General features: G+C 68.8%; 16 protein-coding genes. 5 read left to right on the forward strand and 11 right to left on the reverse strand.

The window, feature by feature from the left end:
• Positions 1 to 3 precede the first annotated feature (3 nt).
• The 3 genes from SAZ01S_RS15585 to SAZ01S_RS15595 all read left to right on the forward strand — a co-directional run bounded on the left by SAZ01S_RS15585 (position 4) and on the right by SAZ01S_RS15595 (position 7,983).
• Positions 4 to 5,556, forward strand: coding sequence for a tetratricopeptide repeat protein (locus SAZ01S_RS15585; RefSeq protein WP_218018095.1), 5,553 nt, complete (start codon positions 4 to 6; stop codon positions 5,554 to 5,556).
• 62 nt (positions 5,557 to 5,618) lie between these two features.
• Entirely contained in the window at positions 5,619 to 7,049 is a 1,431-nt protein-coding gene (locus tag SAZ01S_RS15590; RefSeq protein WP_167693187.1) for a sensor histidine kinase, read from the forward strand.
• 76 nt (positions 7,050 to 7,125) lie between these two features.
• Positions 7,126 to 7,983, forward strand: a complete 858-nt coding sequence (locus SAZ01S_RS15595; RefSeq protein WP_084583202.1) for an aspartyl protease family protein — start codon at positions 7,126 to 7,128, stop codon at positions 7,981 to 7,983.
• 92 nt (positions 7,984 to 8,075) lie between these two features.
• On the opposite strand, the gene SAZ01S_RS15600 is transcribed toward SAZ01S_RS15595, so the two are convergent.
• The 8 genes from SAZ01S_RS15600 to SAZ01S_RS15635 all read right to left on the reverse strand — a co-directional run bounded on the left by SAZ01S_RS15600 (position 8,076) and on the right by SAZ01S_RS15635 (position 14,331).
• Complete coding sequence (locus SAZ01S_RS15600; protein ID WP_084583203.1) at positions 8,076 to 10,388, reverse strand: xanthine dehydrogenase family protein molybdopterin-binding subunit; 2,313 nt, start codon at positions 10,386 to 10,388, stop codon at positions 8,076 to 8,078.
• Positions 10,385 to 11,371 carry an FAD binding domain-containing protein gene (locus tag SAZ01S_RS15605; RefSeq protein ID WP_084583204.1) on the reverse strand — a complete coding sequence of 329 codons (987 nt, stop codon included), beginning with the start codon at positions 11,369 to 11,371 and terminating at the stop codon, positions 10,385 to 10,387. The genes SAZ01S_RS15600 and SAZ01S_RS15605 overlap by 4 nt, the downstream gene beginning before the upstream one ends.
• On the reverse strand, positions 11,368 to 11,877 hold the full coding sequence (locus tag SAZ01S_RS15610) for a (2Fe-2S)-binding protein (RefSeq protein WP_084583205.1): 510 nt from the start codon (positions 11,875 to 11,877) through the stop codon (positions 11,368 to 11,370). The genes SAZ01S_RS15605 and SAZ01S_RS15610 overlap by 4 nt, the downstream gene beginning before the upstream one ends.
• Before the next feature lie 74 nt (positions 11,878 to 11,951).
• Entirely contained in the window at positions 11,952 to 12,383 is a 432-nt protein-coding gene (locus SAZ01S_RS15615; RefSeq protein WP_084583206.1) for a MarR family winged helix-turn-helix transcriptional regulator, read from the reverse strand.
• A 46-nt stretch (positions 12,384 to 12,429) separates the two neighbouring features.
• The gene (locus SAZ01S_RS15620; protein ID WP_084583207.1) at positions 12,430 to 12,771 is read right to left on the reverse strand and encodes a DUF5056 domain-containing protein; all 342 of its coding nucleotides are present in this window, start codon (positions 12,769 to 12,771) and stop codon (positions 12,430 to 12,432) included.
• Positions 12,761 to 13,366: an RNA polymerase sigma factor gene (locus SAZ01S_RS15625; RefSeq protein WP_139810102.1), complete on the reverse strand. Its 606-nt coding sequence runs from the start codon at positions 13,364 to 13,366 to the stop codon at positions 12,761 to 12,763. Before SAZ01S_RS15625 ends, SAZ01S_RS15620 begins: the two co-directional genes overlap by 11 nt.
• Positions 13,336 to 13,704 carry a DUF6249 domain-containing protein gene (locus SAZ01S_RS15630; protein WP_084583238.1) on the reverse strand — a complete coding sequence of 123 codons (369 nt, stop codon included), beginning with the start codon at positions 13,702 to 13,704 and terminating at the stop codon, positions 13,336 to 13,338. Before SAZ01S_RS15630 ends, SAZ01S_RS15625 begins: the two co-directional genes overlap by 31 nt.
• 126 nt (positions 13,705 to 13,830) lie before the next feature.
• The gene (locus tag SAZ01S_RS15635; RefSeq protein WP_167693188.1) at positions 13,831 to 14,331 is read right to left on the reverse strand and encodes a MarR family winged helix-turn-helix transcriptional regulator; all 501 of its coding nucleotides are present in this window, start codon (positions 14,329 to 14,331) and stop codon (positions 13,831 to 13,833) included.
• A gap of 484 nt (positions 14,332 to 14,815) precedes the next feature.
• On the opposite strand from SAZ01S_RS15635, the gene SAZ01S_RS15640 reads away from it, so the two are divergent.
• Positions 14,816 to 15,508: an RNA polymerase sigma factor gene (locus tag SAZ01S_RS15640; protein WP_245824923.1), complete on the forward strand. Its 693-nt coding sequence runs from the start codon at positions 14,816 to 14,818 to the stop codon at positions 15,506 to 15,508.
• On the forward strand, positions 15,505 to 16,542 hold the full coding sequence (locus SAZ01S_RS15645) for a FecR family protein (protein WP_084583210.1): 1,038 nt from the start codon (positions 15,505 to 15,507) through the stop codon (positions 16,540 to 16,542). Before SAZ01S_RS15640 ends, SAZ01S_RS15645 begins: the two co-directional genes overlap by 4 nt.
• Before the next feature lie 78 nt (positions 16,543 to 16,620).
• Here SAZ01S_RS15645 and SAZ01S_RS15650 read toward each other — a convergent pair whose 3' ends face one another.
• Genes SAZ01S_RS15650 through SAZ01S_RS15660 form a run of 3 tightly spaced genes read right to left on the reverse strand, consistent with a single transcriptional unit; the run spans position 16,621 to position 19,620 of the window.
• Complete coding sequence (locus SAZ01S_RS15650) at positions 16,621 to 17,130, reverse strand: hypothetical protein (protein WP_084583211.1); 510 nt, start codon at positions 17,128 to 17,130, stop codon at positions 16,621 to 16,623.
• Positions 17,127 to 17,792, reverse strand: a complete 666-nt coding sequence (locus SAZ01S_RS15655) for a hypothetical protein (protein WP_139810104.1) — start codon at positions 17,790 to 17,792, stop codon at positions 17,127 to 17,129. Before SAZ01S_RS15655 ends, SAZ01S_RS15650 begins: the two co-directional genes overlap by 4 nt.
• A complete protein-coding gene (locus SAZ01S_RS15660; RefSeq protein WP_084583213.1) occupies positions 17,722 to 19,620 on the reverse strand; it encodes a YadA-like family protein in 1,899 nt (632 codons plus the stop codon). The genes SAZ01S_RS15655 and SAZ01S_RS15660 overlap by 71 nt, the downstream gene beginning before the upstream one ends.
• Between the last annotated feature and the right edge of the window lie 535 nt (positions 19,621 to 20,155).

Here is a 20,155-nt window from a genome sequence, read left to right on the forward strand (position 1 = left end):
TCGATGCCCATCACCCGCCGCCCGCTTTGCTGGACCCTGTCGCTCGCGCTGGCGCTGGTCGCGCTGGAGGGCCGCCCGGCAGCGGCGCAGGCACCCGCCGAGCGCCTCGAACGCATCGTGCACGCCCCCCGCTTCGATCGCGCGGCGGCCGAGCGCCTCTATGCCGAGGCGGTGTTGCACGACCGGGTGCCCGCGCTCGACCGCGAACTCGATGCGGCCGCCGCCGCCGCGCAGCCCCCGGCGGTGCGGGCGCTGGCGCTGCTGACCCGCGCGACCATCGCCTGGCAGCGCGGCGACGGCGATGCCGCGCAGGCGGCGGCCGACCAGGCGGTGACGCTCGCCCCAGGGCTGGATAGCTGGCTGCTTCAGGCGCAACTGCTTGATGCGCGTGGCGATACCGGGGCGGCGGCCGCCTATGCACGCGCCGCGGCCGCGACCAGCGATCCCGCCGAGCGCTTCCGCCTCGCCCTGCGCGGCGCGCTGCTCGACAGCCGCAGCGATCCGGCGCCGCTCGTCCGGCTGGGCGATGCCGATGCCCCCCATCGCGATCGCATCGCCCTCGCAGCGGCGCTGCTCGGCGATACGCGCGACGCGCTGCGCCTCTACCACCCGGCTGAAAGCGGCCCGACGGCGCTGGCCGATGCGCTGCGTCGGACCGAATGGGCGATCGCCACCGGCGACGGCGCGGCAGCGCGCGCCGACGGCTGGCGCGCCTATCGCCTCGCCACCGCCTTGGCCGATCGCCGCTACGCGCTGGCCCTCCTCGTCGAGAGCTATCGCGACGCCAAGGATCTGGCCGGAGCGCTCGCCTTTCTGGCGCCGCACGCCGCCGAGGATGCCGAGATCGCCCAGACCTGCATCGACCTGCAGCTCGAACTCGGCCGCTACGATGCCGCGCTGGCGGCGGTACGGGCGTCGAGCGACCCCGCGATGCGCCAGCGCCTGCTGGGCATCCTCGATCTCGCCGGCCGCGCTCGCGAGGGCGAAGACGCCTATCGCCGCCTGATCGACGCCGATCCGCACCGGCTGGAAGGCTATACCGCGCTCGCCGTGCTCGAACTCGGCAAGGGGCAGCGCGAAGGCGCGATCGCCGCCTATCGCGCCTTGTTCGCCGCCAATCCGGGCCGCGCCGAGCTGCTTGTGCCGGCGGCGCGCCAGATGATCGCGATGGGCCTGGCAGACGCCGCGATGGCGCTGATGGCGGAGGCCGGCAAGGCACCGGGCATGGCAGTGCCCTATCGCTTCTTCCTGGTGGAGACCGCCCGCGCCGCCGGCAAGGACGCCGCCGCGCTCGACCAGCTCGCCGCCTTGCGCAGCCAGTTGCCGCCGGCCGCGCCCGAGCGGATCGCCGTCGCCGATGCCTATGAGGCGCTGGGCCACAAGGACCAGGCGCTCGACGTGCTGCGCGCGGTGGAGGCGCGCGATCCGGCCCTCGATTACGACCAGCGCGTCCGCATCGCCGCGCTGGCCGGCGAAAGCGGCCATGCCCAGGAGGCGCTGGACCGCTGGCGCCGGCTCTGGGCCGCGGCCAATCTGCCGGCGCGCAAGACCTATCTCGCCAAGCAGATCGTCCGCACCGCGCGCCAGCTCGGCCAGACCGACGCGCTGATCGCCGAGCTCGAAAAGGGCCTCGCCACCCGCCGCATCGGCGAGGACGAACTGGCGCTGCTGATCGAACTGCGGATCGCCACCAAGGATCGCGTCGCCGCCCTCGCCGATGTCGAGCGCCAGGCCAAGGCGAGCGGCGAGAGCGAGGCGGCGTGGCTGAAGCGCCAGGTGGGCATCTATGCCCGGCTGGACGATCACGCCAAGGTGGATGCCACGCTGCGCCGGCTCGTCGCCGCAGATCCGAAGAACGCCGATCTCTATCTGCGCCAGCTGACCCTCAACGCGATCCGCTTCGCCCCCGATGGCGAGGCGCCGGAAGCGCAGCGCGCGCGCATCGAGGCGCTGCTGGGCGAACTCCGCAAGGCCTCCGCGCTCGATCCGCTCCAGGCGACCCGCTTCGCCGCCGCCGTCTATGGCTCGGCAGGGTTCGTGGAACCGGCGATCGACGCCTATCGCCGCACCGCCGCGATGGCGCCCGGCGATATCGATGCCGTCGTCCAGCTCTCGGACCTGCTGCGCAAGCAGGGGCGGCAGCCTCAGGCCGCGACGCTGCTGCAATATGCGGCCGAGCATGCCCGCGACGCCAATGGCTTCGCCGCCGCGATCGATGCGCTGATGGCGGCAGTGTCGCCCGATCCCAACGGACCGCCCCCGCCGCCGGGGCTCGCCCGCCTCGCCGCGAGCCGGTTGCGCTGGGCCGAACGGCGCGTGCTCGAACGCATCGTGCTGGAGGGCGAGGATGCCCGGCTCTACGCCCAGCTCGCCGATCTCGCCCAGGCGGAGACCGACTTCGCGCTGCAACTGCGCGCCTATGCCAACGCCCTGCCGACGGCGGGCGACCAGCGACCGGCGGTGCTGCGCATGCTGGTCACGCTCGCTTCGGGCAATGCCGCGCCGGGTGCCGGCGGCAGCGGCCCGGCGGTGGGCGATGTCGCGGCGAAACTGCGCTTCGGGCGCCGGCTGCTGGCGCTGAAACGCGACTATCCGCCCGACGTCTATACCGATCTCGCCCGCGCGCTGCTGGCGGTGGGCGACGTGCCGGGGGCCGAACGCGCCTTCGGCATGATGCGCGGGCTCGACGGGCTGGTCGATGTCGATCGCGTCAAGGGCGAGTCCTATGCCACCCAGGGCCTGATCGATCCGGCGCTGCTCAATTACGAACGCGCGCTGCTGCGCGACCGCGAGGACCCCGATCTGGTGGTGAAGACCGCGATCCTGCGCGAGCAGCGCGGCGACGACGCGATCGCCTTCGACTGGTATTGGCGCACCCTGACCGCGCTCGCGCTGCGCCAGCCGCTGCGCGGCGGCGGCAGCGAGGATGCCGTGCTGGATGCCCGGCAATATTTCGGAACGCTGGTCGAAGGGCTGCTGCTGACCTGGCCCGCCGACCCGGCCACAACCGCGCGCGTGCGCCGCGACTATATCGGGCTGCTCGACGCTGCGGCGGCCGCCGTCGCGCCGGGACCGGAGCAGACGCTGCAGGGCTATGCCCGGCTGGCACTGCTCACCCAGCTCGGCCGCCGCCTCGCCGACCAGCTCGACGATCGTGCGCTGGCAGACGCGATCGACCAGCGCCTCGCGCCTTTGCTTGCCCAGGACCCCGTCGCCGCCCGCGCGGCTGCGGGATTTCGCGACCTCGAAGGCTGGGCTCCGCCCTTCACGGCCTCCGCCGACTGGGTATCGCTGGCGCTGGCCCGGCAGGCGGCGGACGACGACAATGTCGAGCTCGCCCAATCGGTCGCGCTGGCGAGCGGGGACCCTGCCGCCATTCGCGGGCAGCTCGCCCAGGCGATGACGGCCGAGGCGGCGAACGACGCAGCGATGGCCGCCGGGCGCCCGCGCGCGGGCATGGTTTCGCCGCTCTACACGCTGGTGCTCAAGGCCGTCGACGCGCTCCCCGCCGAGCAGTTCCGCAGCCAGATCCTGAGGCCGATCGAGCAGAGCCCCTATCGATCGCGCGTGCTGCTCGACGTCTATCGCAGCGGTGGCGACTGGTATGGCCGGATCGAAAAGGCCGCCGGCCATCCGCTGTTCGACGACAGCCAGCTGCTCACGCTGCTGATTGACCAGGGCAATGGTCCCCTGCCCTATGCCCGCGTCACCTTCGCGATGCGGCGCGACAAGTCCGCCTCGCCCGGCGGGCTGGTCGCGCGCTTCCCGGTGGCCGAGAAGCTGGCACTGTACGAGCGGCTGGTCGAGCTGATGCGCGCACGCGGCGCCGAGACCGCCTATCAGGAGGCGCTGGTCGGGCAGCTGCTCACCGTCCCGCTCGACGCCGCCCAGCAGGCGCGGCTCGGCACGGCCATCGAGACCGATATCGGCTTCGATCGCGGGCTGAAGAACAAGACGGCGGCGTTCGTCGTGCAGAAGCTGCTGGTGCTCGATCCCGATCCCGGCAACCGGGCGCTGCTGCTGCGCGTCGCCCGCGCGGCCGCCACGCGCTATGCCGATGCCCGCCATTTGCCGACGTTCCTGGCGGCGCTTTTTGCCGGCGACAAGGCGACCGCCTATCAGGAACTGAAGGCGCTGCATGCCGATACCAGCGCGCATTATCAGGGCCTGGACTATGCCGCCCCGATCATCCGCGCGCGCTTCGCCGAGGAGCGGCGCCGGGCGATCGACGCCTTCCTCGCCCGCGACCATGCCGATCCCGCGGCAATCGCCGGCTTCTATCGCGATTTCCTGCTCCCGGCGGCATCGAGCAGCGTGCCGGCCGAGCGGGCCGAGGTCCCCGGTTACTATCTGAAGCTCGCCGCGCTCGATCCCGACAATCCCAGCTATGTCAGCGGCGCGCTCGACGCCTTGTGGACCCGGCACGATCGCGACGGCTTCGTGGTGCTGCTGGCGCGCTATGTCGCCGCGCATCGCGACGATCGCGAGGCGGCATCGGTGCTGCAAATGGCCTACCGGATCCGCGGGGAGAAGGCCCAGGCGGCGGCGCTCGCCCAGGCGAGCGGCGCCGACATCGCCGACGAGGACTGGCTGGTCGAGATGGTCAACCGCGCCACGGCGCCACGCGAAGGGCGGTTCGAGCCCGATTTCCGCTTCGTCTTCAGCCATCTCTATCCGGATTATGCTGCCGCTGCGGCGGGCGACCCCGCCGTCGCCGAAGCCGAACGCCGCCGTGCGCTCGGCGAGCGCCAGCAGGTGACGCCGGAAGGCGCATCGCCGCTTCGCGAGGTCGCGCAGGCGATCGCCCGCGGGCCGGCGGCGGTGCGCGCCGCGCTGCGCGCAGCCTGGCGCGCCACCGCACCGCGCGAAAGCGAGGACGGACCGGCACTGGGCGGCCGGATGCAGCTGCTCGAAGCGCTGCCCGATCCCGAGGGGCGTACCACCGAGAATGCGGCGCTGCTCGACATGCTGGCGACGCCGATGCTCACGCGCGAGCTGGCGCACTGGCTGGACGGTATCGATCCGGCGCTGCGTCCCTATCAGTCCAGGCTCGACGCGCTGATCGTCGCAGGCCTGGTCCAGCAGGGACAAGCCAAGGCCGAGATCGGGAGCGGACTCGCCGCGCTGGCCGCCGGGACGATCCGTCCTGCCGCGCTCCACCGGCTCGCGCTGCTCCTCCGGAAGACCGGAACCGCGCTGCCGACCGAAGCCGCGGCGCCGCTCGCCCGACGGCTCGCGACCATCCCGGCGCTCACCGCCGACGAACGCATCCGCTATGCCGGCCTGCTCGGCGAGGTGGGCGACACCGCCACCGCGGCGAAACTCCTCGAGGCGGCGCTGCTCCAGATCCTCTATCCTTCGCAGGCCCAGTCCGTGTACGCCGGCAATGCCGAACCGCTGCTCGACGCGATCGTGGGCGTGCTGCGGGGCTGGCACGACGCCGCCGCAGCACGCGCCGCCCATGCGACGCTGCGCGCGCGGATCGCGCGGGAACTGGGTCCGAGCGCGGACGAGCCGCCGTTCGCGCGCTTTCCCGCCCTGGACGCAAAGCAATAGCGCGCGGCGGAACGGGAGGAACGATGCGACGCGTATGGCCACATCGGTCGATGTTCGGGCAGATGGCAGTACTCACGCTGCTGCTGCTCGGCGTCGGTGCCTATCTCGTCACGATCCGGCCGATCCTTGCCGTGCTGCCGCCGGCGGCGTTCGATCCGCTCGACCGCTCCGCCCAGCGCGTGCGCGACGCGATCAACGCCGAGGCCTTCGCGCTTTCCGGGCATCCGGATCGCGCCGTATCGCGCAACTTCACCGCGACGATGGCGGAGGCGGTGCGCCGCAATCCCGATTTTCGCTATTATCTGCGCGTCGGCGACCGGGTGATCGGCAACACCCCCTCGCCCGCCTATTTCCATGCGCTGGGGCTGGACCGCCTCGAAGCCGCCCGAGCCGCCGCCGACGCCGCGCCCGAAATCTGCCTGCAGATGTTTCGCAACCTCTCCACCCCCCAGGACAAGGGCGCGCTGGAATATCTCTATTGCGATCGCCCGCGCTACATCGAGTATCACGGGCTCCGCCACGCCTTCCCCACCCCGAACGATCGGGCCGAGCGCGCCGTGCGCAAGCTGTTCTGGACCACCGGCAGCGCCTTTTTCTACACGGTGGCGGCGCTGTTCCTGCTCGCCTCGGCGGTGATCGTGGTGAACATGCGGACGATCCGGCGGGTGGCGCGGCTGGCCCAGTCGTTCGATGCCAATCATCTCGACGTGCAGCTGCCCGAACGCGGCGTGCCGGCCGAGGTGCTGCCGCTGGTGCGCGCGATCAACCAGCTGATCGGCCGGCTGCACCGGACTCAGGCGCGGCAGAAATTCTTCCTCTCCGCCGCCGCGCACGAGCTGCGCACCCCGCTCACCGTGCTGCGCACGCGGCTGGAGCTGCTCGACGAAGCCCCGATCAAGGACAAGCTGATCGGCGACGTGCGCCGCGTGACCAATCTGGTCAACCAGCTGCTGACGCTGATGAAGCTCGACACGCTGGCGGAAGTTGCCGGCACCTTCGATCTGGTGGCGACCACGCGCAAGGTGCTGGCGAACCTGGCGCCGCTCGCGGGGCAGCGTAACATCGCGCTGAGCTTCGCGCCGCAGGTCGAGCAATACTGGATGGCGGGCGGCGCCGATCTGGTGGAGGTGGCGATCGCCAATCTGGTCGACAACGCCATCTCGTTCACGCCCGATGGCGGCGAGGTGTTCGTGGCGCTCGATGCCGAAGGCCTGCTCTCGGTACGCGATTTCGGCCCGGGGCTCGATCCTGCCAAGATCAGCAGCCTGTTCGATCCCTTTGTGCGCCACCCCTCCAACCGCCGGGGCTTCGGGCTGGGACTGGCGATCGTCAAGGCGATCGCGACGCTGCACGGCGGCAGCGTCGCCGCGCGCAATGCGGAAGGCGCCGGTGCGGTGTTCGACCTGCGCTTTCCGCCGAGCGACGGCACCGCCAATGCCACCGCCCGCCCGGCGACACCGGTACGCGTGCCGGCGTTCAAGGCCGAGGGCTGAGGGCGCAGGCGAGTGCCAGCTTCGCGCAAGCCGGGCCCGCTAGAACGGTACCTCCCTCGTTGCCAAGGCCCCGCTCATGTCGATCCTCGCGCTGTCGTTGCTTCTTACCGCTCCGCTGCAGGAGAGCGCCGGCGAGGAACTTCGCTACGATGATCGCGGGCGGCCGGTCGTATCGGTGCTGGTCAACGACAAGGGCCCCTATGACATGGTGCTCGATACCGCGGCGCAGGCGAGCCTGCTCGGCCCGTCGCTGGCGGCACAGCTCAACCTCAAGCCCATGCAAAGCAGCATGCGTATCGCTGGCGCAACCGGCTCCGCCGCGGCACGGGTCTATCCGGTGGACCATCTTTCGAACCATCTGTTCGACGCGCGCTTCGTCGGCCTGCTGGAATTCCCCAACCCGCAGTCCACGCCGGCGCGCGGCATCCTCGGCATGGAGCATTTCGCCACCCGCAAGTTGCTGTTCGATCGCATCGCTCACCGTGTGACCGTACTGCCCTCGGGCCCGGCGGAGAGCGGCTTTGCCACGCTGGCCGGGAAACGACGCGAGGACGGGCTGGTGCAGGTGCCGGTGAAGATCAACGGCGTGACCATCGAGGCGCTGATCGATACCGGCGCAGCCGTCTCGATCGCCAATCCGGCGGCGCTCGCCGCGCTCGGCTGGGAACCGGACGATGCCCGGCTCCAGGCCGGCGGCGAGATTCGCGGCGCGACCTCTTCGACCAACACGGTCCGGCGCGCGGAAATGGACACGCTGGCGATCGGCCCGGCCACGCTGCGCCATGTGCCGCTCTATTTCTCGCCACAGGCAGACGGCGAAGGGCCGATGCTGATCCTCGGCACCGACCTGCTGCGCCTGTTCGAAGCCTTCGCCGTCGACTTCCCCCGCGCCGAATTGCAGATTCGGCTGCCGGCGCGGAACGCCAAGCAGTAGCGAGCAGGGCCCCATATGGGAGCCGCGCCCTTGCGGGCGGCTTGTTCCCTATGGGAAGGCTGGCAAGGGTCCTGATCGGCGCCGACCAGAGGCTAGAGCAGCTTGTCGAGCGTAAGCGGCAGGTCGCGCACCCGCTTGCCCGTCGCGTTGAATACCGCGTTGGCGACCGCCGCCGCCACGCCGGTCGTGCCGATCTCGCCGATCCCGCGCGCGCCCAGCGGGGTGCGGGGATCGGGGATGTCGGTCCACAGCACATCGATGTCCGGCACGTCGAGATGCACGGGCACATGATAGTCGGCAAGCGAGGTGCTCATGATGCGGCCAGTCCGCTCGTCGAGCAGCGTCTCCTCGGTCAGCGCCATGCCCAGGCCCATGATCATGCCGCCCTTGAACTGGCTGGTCGCGGTCTTGGCGTTGAGGATGCGGCCGCAGTCGAACGCGCCGACCAACCGATCGACGCGGATTTCACCGGTAACCTCGCTGACGCGCAGCTCGCAGAAGATCGCCGAGGTGCTGTGCATCGAATATTTCAGCACCTCGAGCGGCGCACCGCTTTCGCCGATCGCGCTCAGCTCGCCCCGCCCTGCCCGACGCAGGATCGAGGCGAAGCTCTCGTGGCGCGCGGGATCCTCGACGCTGCGCAGGCCGCCGTCGGCGAACTCGACTTCGCTCGGCTTGAGCCCGGCCAGCGGCGTGTCGTTCCCCGCCAGCCGCATCAGCTGGATGGCCAGCTTCCCGCTTGCCGCGCTGATCGCCGCCGCCAGCGATGCGGTCTGTGACGATCCACCGGCGAAGCTGGCGAAGGGCAGGCGGGAGTCGCCGATCGTCACCGTGACCCGATCGACCGGCAGGCCCAGCCGATCGGCGGCATGCTGGCGCTGGACCGTCGCGGTGCCCATGCCCATTTCCTGCGCGGCGCTGGCGACATGGGCGTCGCCGTTCGCGTCGAGGGTGATCCGGGCGGAGGTGCCGGGCATGCGGGTGAAGGGAAAGGTGCCGGTGGCGCAGCCCATGCCGAGCCGCCACTCCCCGTCGCGATGCGTGCCGGGTTCCGCCGAGCGCCGGTACCAGCCGATCCGCGCCGCGCCCAGGTCATAGGCCTCCATCATCGCGCTCTGCGAATGGGGCGCCCCGCTCACCGGATCGCGGGTGGCGGCATTGCGGCGGCGCAGCTCGATCGGGTCCATGCCGAGCGCATGGGCCAGTTCGTCCATCGCGCACTCGATCGCGAAGGTGCCCGGCGTCTCGCCCGGGCCGCGCATGAAGCTGTTGGCGAGCAGGTCCAGCTCGACATTGTGCTGGACGATGTCGAAGCTTTCGCAGGCATAGAGCGAGCGGCCGGTGAGGCTGAAGCCTTCGTCGCAGACGCTGTGCCGCGGCTTCACGCCATAGCCATGGTGCAGCAGCGCGGTGAGCTTGCCGTCGGCGTCGGCCGCCAGCGCCACGCGCTGCTCGGTCCGCGTGCGGCCCCCGATCAGCCGGTGCATGCTCGCGCGGGACAGCGCAACCCGCACCGGGCGCCCCGCGAGCTTCGCCGCCGCCACGCCGAGGATCTGGTGATCCCATAGCGCCTTCGCGCCGAACCCGCCGCCGACATAGGGCGAGCTGACATGAACATCCTCCGCCTTCAGCCCGAAGATCTTGGCGAGCGAGCCGGCGGTGGCGTGGATCATCTGGGTCGCGTCGTGCATGATCAGCTTGCCGTCCCGCCACGCAACCGTCGCGGCATGCGGCTCGATCGGGGCATGGCTTTCCCAGGGCGTCGTATACACGCCGTCGACCTTGGCCGCCGCCTGCGCAAATTTCTGGCCGGCATTGCCCTTGTCGAGGCGGTTGCGCTCGACGAGGATCGACTCCGGCGTGCTGGCGCTCGCCTTGCCCTCCTCGAACCGCGTGCGTGCCGGCGCGGCGTCGTAGCGCACGCGGACTAGGCTGGCCGCATGATCGGCCTGCTCGCGCGTCTCCGCGAGCACCACCGCGACCACCTGCCCGTTCCAGTGGATCTCGGGATCCTGCATAATGGGCAGCGTGTGGTTGCCGGCCGCCTTGAGATTGGTCAGCCCGATCGGCGGCGGCACCCCGATCCTGGGCGCGTTGCGATAGGTCATCACCAGCGCGACGCCGGGTGCCGCTTCCGCGTCCGACACGTCCAGATCGGCGATGCGACCGCGCGCGATCGTCGAATGGACGAAGGCGGCGTAGAGCAGATCCTCCATCGCCACTTCGGCGGCGAAGCGCGCCGCGCCGCGGACCTTGTCAGGCCCGTCGATACGCGACTGCTGGCCGCCCAGCGCCACGCGCTTGTCGATCAGCGGATCGGGCGTGCCGCCGGGCAGCCAGCTTGCCGGCACCTGGCCGAGCACGGCGCGCACGCCGCCGATGATGGCATTCTGCAGCTTGGTCATGCGCGCGCTCCTGCAAGGGCGGTCAGGACGGCGACCACCGTGCGTTCGACGAGGCCGATCTTGAAGCCGTTGCCGGACAGCGGCCGGGCGTCGGCCAGTTCCTCACGGATCGCGGCGACGAACGCGTCGGATTGCGGCGCCACGCCGATCAGCGCCGCCTCGGCCCGCCTCGCCCGCCATGGCTTGGCGGCAACGCCGCCGAGCGCGATCCGGGCTTCGCGGACCCGCCCCTCGGCGAGCGCAAGGCCGCCCGCGACCGACACCAGCGCGAACGCATAGCTGGAGCGATCCCGGACCTTGCGATAGTCCGATCGGACCATCGCATCGGTCGGCGGCGGCAGTTCGACGCCGGTGATCAGCTCGCCCGGCAGCAGCACGGTCTCCACTTGCGGCGTGGCACCTGGCGGGACGTGGAAGTCCGCCAGCGGCACCGATCGATCGCCGCTGGCCCCGGAGAGATGGACGACGGCATCGAGCATAGCGAGCGCGACGCACATGTCGGAAGGATGGGTGGCGACGCACTGGTCCGAGGCGCCGAGGATCGCATGATAGCGGTTGAACCCCTCGCGCGCGTCGCAGCCGGCGCCCGGCTGGCGCTTGTTGCAGCGTGCACCGTCGACGTCGTAGAAATACGTGCAGCGCGTCCGCTGGAGGATATTGCCCCCGACGGTCGCCATGTTGCGGATCTGCGCCGATGCGCCGGCGAGCAGCGCGCGGGCGAGCACCGGATAGCGACGGCGCACGAGCGGGTGCGCGGCAAGCGCGGCGTTGGTGACCGATGCGTCGATGAACAGCCCGCCGTCGTCGCGTTCCTGGATCGCACCGTGCAGGCGGCTGATGTCGACCAGTTCGCTCGCCTGTTCGACATTCTGGCGCAGCAGATCGACGAGGTTGGTGCCGCCGCCCAGGCACCGCGCTCCGCTCGACACCCGTGCCAGCGCATCCACTTTGTCCGCCGCGCGGACATAGCGCAGCGGTGTCATGCGGCGGTCTCCGCCAGCATCAGCTCGATCGCCTCGACGATCCCGTTATGCGCGCCGCACCGGCAGAGATTGCCGCTCATCCGCTCGCGGATTTCCTCCCGCGTCACCGCGGCCGGCCCCGCTGCGATGTCCGGGGTGACGTAGCTCGGGTCTCCCCGCCGCAGTTCCTCCGCCATGGCGATCGCCGAGCAGATCTGGCCCGGGGTGCAATAGCCGCACTGGAGTCCGTCCCGCTCGACAAAGGCCCGCTGCAGCACGTGCAGTTCGCCGTTTGCGCCGGCGAGCCCCTCGATCGTGCGGACCTCGCGCCCCTCCGCCTGCACGGCAAGCGTGAGGCAGGACAGGACGCGGTTCCCGTCGAGCAGGACCGTGCAGGCACCGCAGGCGCCCTGGTCGCATCCCTTCTTGGTGCCGGTAAGGTGGAGATGCTCGCGCAACAGGTCGAGCAGCGACACCCGGGCGTCGTCGGGCGGGGGAACCTCTGTATCGTTGACCCGTATCGACATGGTTCCGCTCCGTCCGCTGGCGCGCCGCCGCCCCGGCAGCGTCTCGGATGAAGATATAACGAAGTTCGGATTATTCAACTATCGTCGTCAACGATCTTCGTGATCATAGCGATGAAGCGGTCGCGCTCGTCGGGCGAAAGTCGCGAAAGCATTAGCAGATGCAGTTGGCGATAGGCCTCGACCATGCTTCGGGCACAGGCCGCGCCGGCCGCGGACAAGGACAGCGCTACCGCCCGGCGATCGGCCTCGATGCGCTCGCGTTTGAGGAATCCGCGCTTCACCAGCCGATCTGTGGCCGACGACAGGGTGGTCGTGGGCACGCCGAGGAAGCGCGCAACGTCGGTCGGGCCGCAACCTTCATGCTCGGCCACATAGAGCAAGACGGCCTTGTCCAGCTCGGCCAGCGGGCGCTCGGAACGGAGCGCGTCGGCCAGCTTGTATCGGCGCGCGAAGGTTTCGAACGCGGTGCCGAGCGCGGCAAGCTGGTCTTCGGTCGGATCACTCATCCGCCCCGCATATCGCGTGCCGGCCGCGATTGGCCAGTGGGGGTGGCTACGTCAGTACGTGTCGAGGATCGTCGGCCGCTTCCGAAATCGTCCAGATCAACCCGAGCACCGACAAGCCCATCACCGCGAGTACCAAGGATAGCAGTGAGACAGACGGCCGTCCGCTGACCCAGATTTGCCACGCCATCAGCATGATCGGCGACGATCCCACCGTTACCCAGCACGAAACCGCCCCCGCGATCATCCCGACCAGCGAGCACCACGCGCCGTGGCGATGCCGACGCGGCAAGGTTCGCATGACCCGATCGGTGAAGCCACCATCCTCGACCGGCCCGTCGAAGCTCCGCCGGAGCAGGGCGTCGATTGCGTCGTCCGCTTCAGCCGACATGCTGTTTGTCCTCCTTCGTTCCGGGCTGCCACTCGGCCAACAACGCGCGCAACCGTGCCTTGCCGCGCGCGGCATGCGACTTCACCGTCCCGAGCGGCAGGGACAGCACATAGGCTGCTTCCTCGTGGCTCAGCCCCAATTGGACGCAATGCAACAGCACCGCCTGCTCGGCGAGCGGCAGCCGCCGGATGGCGCTTTCGACGTCGATGCGGAGATCGATCGCATGCGACGGTGCAGGCTCCGGCGCTGCCGCCTCGTTCTCGTGGATGCCGACGACAGCGACCGGCTTTCGTCGGGACTGAAGGAAGCACGAATAGGCGATCCGATACAGCCAGGTGGAAAAGCGCGCATCGCCGCGAAACTGCTCCAGCTTGCGCCAGGCCAGCACGAACGTTTCCTGCGCCAGGTCATCCGCCGCCGCCTCGTCGCCGTACAACAGGCGACGAAGCTGTGCGCGGATCATGCCTTGATGCCGACGCACCAGTTCCTCGAATGCCCGTCGGTCGTTGCTCGCCTGCGCGCGGACGACCAGTGCCTGATCAGGGTGCCCCGCGTCCCGCACGGTCAGCGGCGCGTGTCGATGCGGCTGAACCACCAGCTGGCGAGATAGCCAAGACCCGTCATCAACGGCAACAGGCCGATTCCCCACAAGGACGCGATGCTCCTTCCATCGTCGAGCCGGAACGGCAGGGCGACGACCATCGCCATGATGCCAAGTCCCGCAGCGACCAGCACCAGACCCCGGCGACGCTCCGAGAAGTTCGCCTGTGGATCGGCAAGCAGCAGGGCGGGAAGCTCCACGCCCTTTTCTGCGATCTGCACCAATGCCCGGTAGCGCGCCTCTACCTGCAAGCGCCGATAGCGGAAGAAGATCAGGGCGATCAGCACCGGCGCGAGCATCATCGCCGTGAAGGATAGTGTTTGCTCATTCATCGTCGTCATCCCGTTCGCAACTTGATTGTGCCTTAGCCGCAACCCGGACCTGGGCGCAGCACCAGCGGCGGCGTGAAGACCATGGGACCGCCGGGTGTTCGCGCCCCCCGGTGTCGCCTCGATGCTTCAGCCACTTGGATGCATGGGAAGCCCGCATTGGATGCAGACGCAGCCCCGATTTTCCTTCGTGCCGGAGAAACCAGGGTTCCGCTCGCCGAATCTCCGCGGATCTCGGTGCATGAAATCCGCCATCAGCGACAAATAGTCGGGCAGTTGTGCGGCCAGTACCGCTCGCCCATGGCAGGTCAGCCTTACCCTCCTTGCGCGCGCGCCTCCCGTGGATGCGCTGGCAAGCAAGCCGCGCCGCACCAGCGCGTTGATTGCTTCCGTTGCCACGGTCCGCGACACATCGAGCCGAGCAGCCAAATCACCGGGGAGGACACCTTCCTGCTCCGCCGCAAGATCGATCACGATCATCGCCATGAAGCGCGTCGACGTCGTGCCATGCAAATCGAAGAACGCCTTCAGCTTTTGCGCGAGCTGGCTCCCCCGACGCAGTAGCCGAAGCGCATCGTCGACCGCGCCGACATCCATGTCGGGATATCGCGCTCGATACCGTTGCAGCATCTCCGAGCTCGACATCTCCCTCAGAAAGAACACAAACCACCCTCTCAAACCGGGAGGCCTACTGCTTGCAGAGCCTGCCACCCCAACATGCCGGCCGCTGCGCCGACGTCAGCACCCGAAGGGATCGTGCACGCGGCCGACGCACTTGCTTGCGGCCTGGGCATCCTGCCCCTCCATCCCTTAGATGCGTGGGAGGGGAGCTTTAGATGCAGCACGCCAGCGACCCGCGCCGGTTGGCCGCGGTCGGTGCGCCGAACAACCGCACCCGCTCTGCTTGGCATTTCCGGCGAACTGGACAGTTGCCGGGCTGTTCGCGGGCCCGACCAGCGCAGGGACCGGCAGCTTGAGCGCGCGCCGAAGGCTGCGACCGCAACGAACTTCTTCTTCTGCTGCCCCCGAATGCAGCGCGTGCCTGGCGCCTTCCGCAATCTCCGCACTCCAATATCACGGCACCGCAATCTGGAATTTCAAAAGAAGTTGAAGATTGGAAACTTTGGGACAAAAATCGATTTTCCGGGCGTGCGCGGCTTTGTGTGTTACGGCTTTCCCGGTGCCGATTGTCATCAGAGGCAGGGTGCCTCTGACAAAGGAGTGCTTTGGGCGGCCGATGATAGACGATGCGCAGTTGGAGCGATGGTTTTGCGACGAGGTGCTTCCACTGGAGGCCTCGCTGACCCGCTATCTGCGCCGCAATTGGCGGGCCTCCGAGCAGATCATGGACATCCGGCAGGACATATACGAAGCGGCGCTGACCGGCGGCCGACAGGGCCTGCCGGGCAATACCGCGGGGTTCGTGTTCACGATCGCGCGCAACATCCTGATCAACCGATCGAAGCGCGAACGAATCGTGCAGTTCGAGCAGTTCGCCGACATGGAAAGCGTCGAGCAGGCAGTGGATCTTTCGGCGACCGACCGCCATCTCGACGCCCGCGACGCACTGCGTCGGGCGCAGGAAGGGATCGAGCGCCTTCCGCCGCGCTGCCGCGAAGTCGTCCGGCTTCGCAAGATCGAAGGGCTTTCCACCCGCGAGGCCGCGGCGCGCATGGGCGTCGGCATCGACACGATCGAGCGTCAGCTGGTGCTGGGCATCCGCGCGATGACCGACGCCATGCTGGGCGGCTCAGGCAAGATCCAGCGCAGGGCGGCGGCCGGTACCAGCAAGGTGCGCCGCCGATGAGCCGGGCCGAACAGATCGAAGAGATCGCCGCGCGCTGGATCGTTCGCCGCGAGAGCCCCGACTGGTCCGCGAAGGACGAGGCGGAGCTGACGACATGGCTCAACCAGTCCCTAGGACACAAGGCCGCCTTCTGGCGACTGCGCCAGGGCTGGGCCGCCGCTGATCGGGTCGGCGCGCTGGGCTTCTCGCCGACGCGGTTTGGGTCGCGTCTGGCACAGCCCTGGCCGGCATGGCGAAAGGCCGCCCCGGGTATAGGCCTGGCCCTTGCGGCCTCGCTGGCGCTGGTGGTCGGCATTGGCACCGTCATGCTGTCGACGTCCGAGCCCCCTGCCCCCGCGCAGGTAGCCGTTCAGACCCCGGTTGGCATCCAGCGGACCATCGCGCTCGCCGATGGCAGCCGCGTCGAGTTGAATACCGCAACCTCCGTGCGTGCCGCGACCGGCCCGAACGGGCGGGAGATATGGCTCGACAAGGGCGAGGCCTATTTCGACATTGTGCATCGGCCGGATCGGCCGTTCGTGGTCCATGCCGGTTCCCGCACGGTAACCGTGCTGGGCACCCGCTTCACGGTGCGGCGGGACGGCGAAAAGGTGACGGTCGCCGTTCTGTCAGGTCGAGTCCGGGTAGAGGATGGGACCGCGGAATCGGGCACGCGCGCTGCGGTCATCGGGCAAGGCGACATCGCCTATGCCCAGGCGCGCGGCATCTTGGTTGCACTGGCCGCGCCGACGCGCGTGACCGCGATGACCGGATGGCGCGACGGCGTTCTGGTGTTCGACAACCAACGCCTCGCCGACGCAGTGGCCGACTTCAACCGCTATACGGACCGTCCGATCCGGATCAGCGACCCCGCGGTCGCCAACATTCGCATCGGGGGCACGTTCCAGATCCGGAACAGCGCAGCCTTTCTAGACTTGCTGCGCTCGGCATATGGGCTGGAAGTGCGTGCGGGGCGGGACGAGATCCTAGTGGCGCCTGAAGGCGGCACGGCGGAGGACGAAGGGCAGCAGCCTGCCCCACGGTCGGGCTCCTAAGAGCCCGCTTGGGAATTCGCGAACGAGCGAATTCCCAAGCGGGCTCTAATACCAACCTGCACGGCGAAGAACCTATCGTCAGGCGAACCGCCCCCGATAGAGCTGCAGACCCGAGGTTCCAGCCGCCGATGTTCCGTCGCGGATCGTGGCGGCTTGGGGTGTCAGTGCCACGCTGCGGGGGAACGCCTCCAGCACCTGCTTGGCGGTACCGCGGTCCCCGACATTGACGCTGAGCAAGCGCGGTCCCGCATGGTTGACCAACAGCACGTAGACGAACCCGTAGCGCTCGCGAATCTCGACATGGTCGATGTCCGAAAAGGCGAGGCGGCTTTCGCGGAAAACCCGAAACCGGATGCCGTCGGGCGCGATCGCGAAGCGCGGGTTGATGCTGTTGTGCGACATGCCTCCCATGATGCCTGCACGGCGTAAATAGAGGCCGCGTATCGGCACTGCCGTCGTGCCGTCCGGCATCGTTTCGAGCGGCACCGATGGGCGTTTCCTCGCCGCCATTCTGCGCAGAAGCACGACCGAGCCGATCACCGCGAACGCCAGCAGCGGCAGCACGGTGACAAGCGGCATCTCGTTCACGATCCTTGTCCCTCAGGTTCCACCAACTGCATCCGAGCGAGTGCCCTGCGCATCGCGGGGCTGTCCGCGGCGGGATCGAGCCGGAGCGAAGTCCGCATCAGGCCCATCGACGCCCGGATCGCGAAGATCAGGATTTCGCCCGGCCTGATCGCGACGTCGAGTGGCGCTATCGCAGACGCGCCGGGCGCTCCCGCGACGTCGGCGAACAGCTGGTGCGTACCCGATGGCAGGGCGATCATCGTGAAGCGCTTGGGCATCAGTTGCGTGATCACCTTGTTGTCGACCGCCACGTCGAAGCCGAGCGACGACGCGACCGTGGCCTTGTCGCGCACCATCACAACCCAACCGCATCCATCGCGCGGCGGAAAGCCGAGCAGCTCGGCCTTTCGCGCGTCATTGGCCACCGGTACCCGGCGATTGCCGGCCCTCGCGTTCAATCCCGCGAACAATCCGCTGCTTAGCACCATCGGCAGGACATATTTGGTCGCCCCGAGATCCAGTCCCGGCGTGCTGACCTCAAGATAGGCCAGCAGGAGAAACAGCGCGGCGCCGACGCCCGTGGCGATCGCTAGGTTCCGAAGCTTTTTCATCTCACAGTCCGAAGCTGATGCCGACGCGCCCGGCGGTCGACCCGCGAACGGTCGATCCGCCGATGCCGGCATTGACGTACACCTTACGGGCGATCCGCCCGACGACGGCACCTGAGAAACCCTGTTCCCCACGGTAGGTGGCAAGGTTGAACGACATCGATACATTGCTCTCCGGCACTACCATGGTCCCGCCCAGCGCCACCGCCGCGGCGATCCCGCCATTCGCCTGCTGGATATTGCGGCGCAGGCCGCTCACCGAGGTTTGGAGGCTGCCGACCTGATCCTGCAGCTTGCTGATCTGGTTGGATTGAACCGCATTCACCGATTCAATGGCCGTCATCCGCGCATCCTGGCCTGCATTGACCGCGTCGATCGCCGAAAGGTGGGCATCCTGCGCGTCATCCCGGGCATCGATTGCGCTCAGGTGGGAGTCCTGCTGAGCGTTGACGGTCTTTATCGCAGTGACCTCCGCGGCCTGTTGCGTATAGGAGGCTTGCAGCGTCGAGATCTGGGAGCCCTGATTGGCAAGGGTGGTGCCGAGCGTGTTGTCGACGCCCAGCGTGCCGCTGGCATCGACGGTGACGATCCCAAGCGCGCCAGTCTGCGCCGCAGTGCTGGCGCCGATATCGCCCACTGTCACCGAGCTGCCCGTGCCGCCGAGCACCACCTGATTGGCGCGGGTTGTCGTCGCTCCGGCGCCGATCGCGGTGCTGGTGTCATAGGCCGCGCTGGCATTCGCGCCCAACGCCATGGCGCTGCTGCCTGCCGCGCGCGACTGGAGGCCGACCGCGACGCTTTGCACGCCGGTCGCCTTGGTTGCCGAGCCGATTGCGATGGCGTCGCCACCGCTGGCTTCCGAATAGACGCTACCAATGGCGTTGCCGATCGCCACGTTTCGGTTGGTTTTCGCATTGTAATAGTTCATCCCGTCGCCGGTATATCCGGCGTGGACGCCCGTCCCCAGCGCAACATCGCCGTTCCCACCGCTCTCGCTGTTGTGGCCAATCGCCGTGGAATTGGCGCTCGCGGCAATGGCGCTGCTCCCGAGCGCGATACTGTAGTCGCCCGTGGCTCCGCCGTTCGAGCCCAACGAGACCGAATATAGACCGAAGGCAGTGGTAGAACTGCCGATGGACGTGCTGAACAGTCCGGTTGCGCTTGTGTTGGCACCCAAGGCCAATGCGTAGAGGCTGCCGGCATTCGCGCTATCTCCCAAAGCAGTCGAGCTGGCGGCGCTCGCGAGAGCCGTTGCTCCTACGGCCACACCGTGATGGCCCGTCGCCTGGGTGCCAGTGCCGATGGCGATGCTGTCACCGCCATTGGCGAAGGCGCGCGTGATATCTGCGGCGCCGTCCGCGGTCGCCGTGTCGGTGCCGATCGCAATATTTCCCTTGGTGCCGTTGGAGGTTGGGCTGAAATCATTCACCGTTCCCGTTTGCGCGCCCCCCGCCGCGAAATCCCCCGCTCCCCCCGCGACGCTATACATGCCGATCGCAGAGGAGCGATTGCCGATGGCCTCCGTGCTGAATCCGCTTGCTAGGCTTCCATAGCCCGACGCTTCCGCGCTGTCTCCCAGGGCAGTACTGCCGGGGCCGCTTGCGATCGTCTGGTAGCCCATCGCGATGGCGGCGCCGTTCGTTGCCTTCGCCCGCACGCCGATCGCGACGGTGTCGTTGGCCGATGCAGCGCTCCCCGGTCCCATCGCGACGGCAGAGCCTCCCGATGCAGTGGCCCCAACGCTGCAGGCCAGGTCGGCAGCGACGTCCTGGTTGCAAGGCGTATTGTTGGCAAGGTTGCCGCCGTTGGCCTGAGCCATCGCGGACCGCGGCATCAGGCACAGCGCGCCGAGCGCGCAGGTGGTGGCAAGCGCCAGGTTCAATTTCCGGGTCATGGTCGTCATTCCTCATCGGTGTGAGACGGCGGTGCATCGGCCACCGCACATCCGTCGTTGGTCGGCACAGGCGCGGCACTAGGCTGCGCGGCGCTTTCTGCTCGGGTGTGACTTCGCGACATCGCACGGTGCTGAAGCGCGCGGATGCCATGGCGGCGGCGCACGATCTGCGGGGCGACGTGACGCTCCGACGGGCGGTGCTCGATTGGTCGAGCGGCCGGATCTACGAATGCGCGCGCGGCCGGCCGGCTTGCGTCGGATCGTCCAAAAAAGCGTTTGCGCGGTTGCCATTCACGTTCCCCCTTCGCGTCCTGCAACCAGGGAGACGGAAAGCGCCGGACAAACCGGCCAAAAATATTTCTTCCCGCATGTCGGCGATGCGCGGGATCGTTGGAGGAGCGCGGAGGAACGGACCGCCTTCAAATTTCCCTCTTTCGGGAATTCCCAAGCACACTCTATGCGCTATCGAGGTGTTCGCATGTTGCGGGGGCGGGAGAGCGGCATTGGAGATGGGGCGCCGGAATGGAGGTTCGGCCACGTCACC

This window comes from Sphingomonas azotifigens NBRC 15497, from assembly GCF_002091475.1.
In the GTDB taxonomy this organism is placed as follows: domain Bacteria; phylum Pseudomonadota; class Alphaproteobacteria; order Sphingomonadales; family Sphingomonadaceae; genus Sphingomonas; species Sphingomonas azotifigens.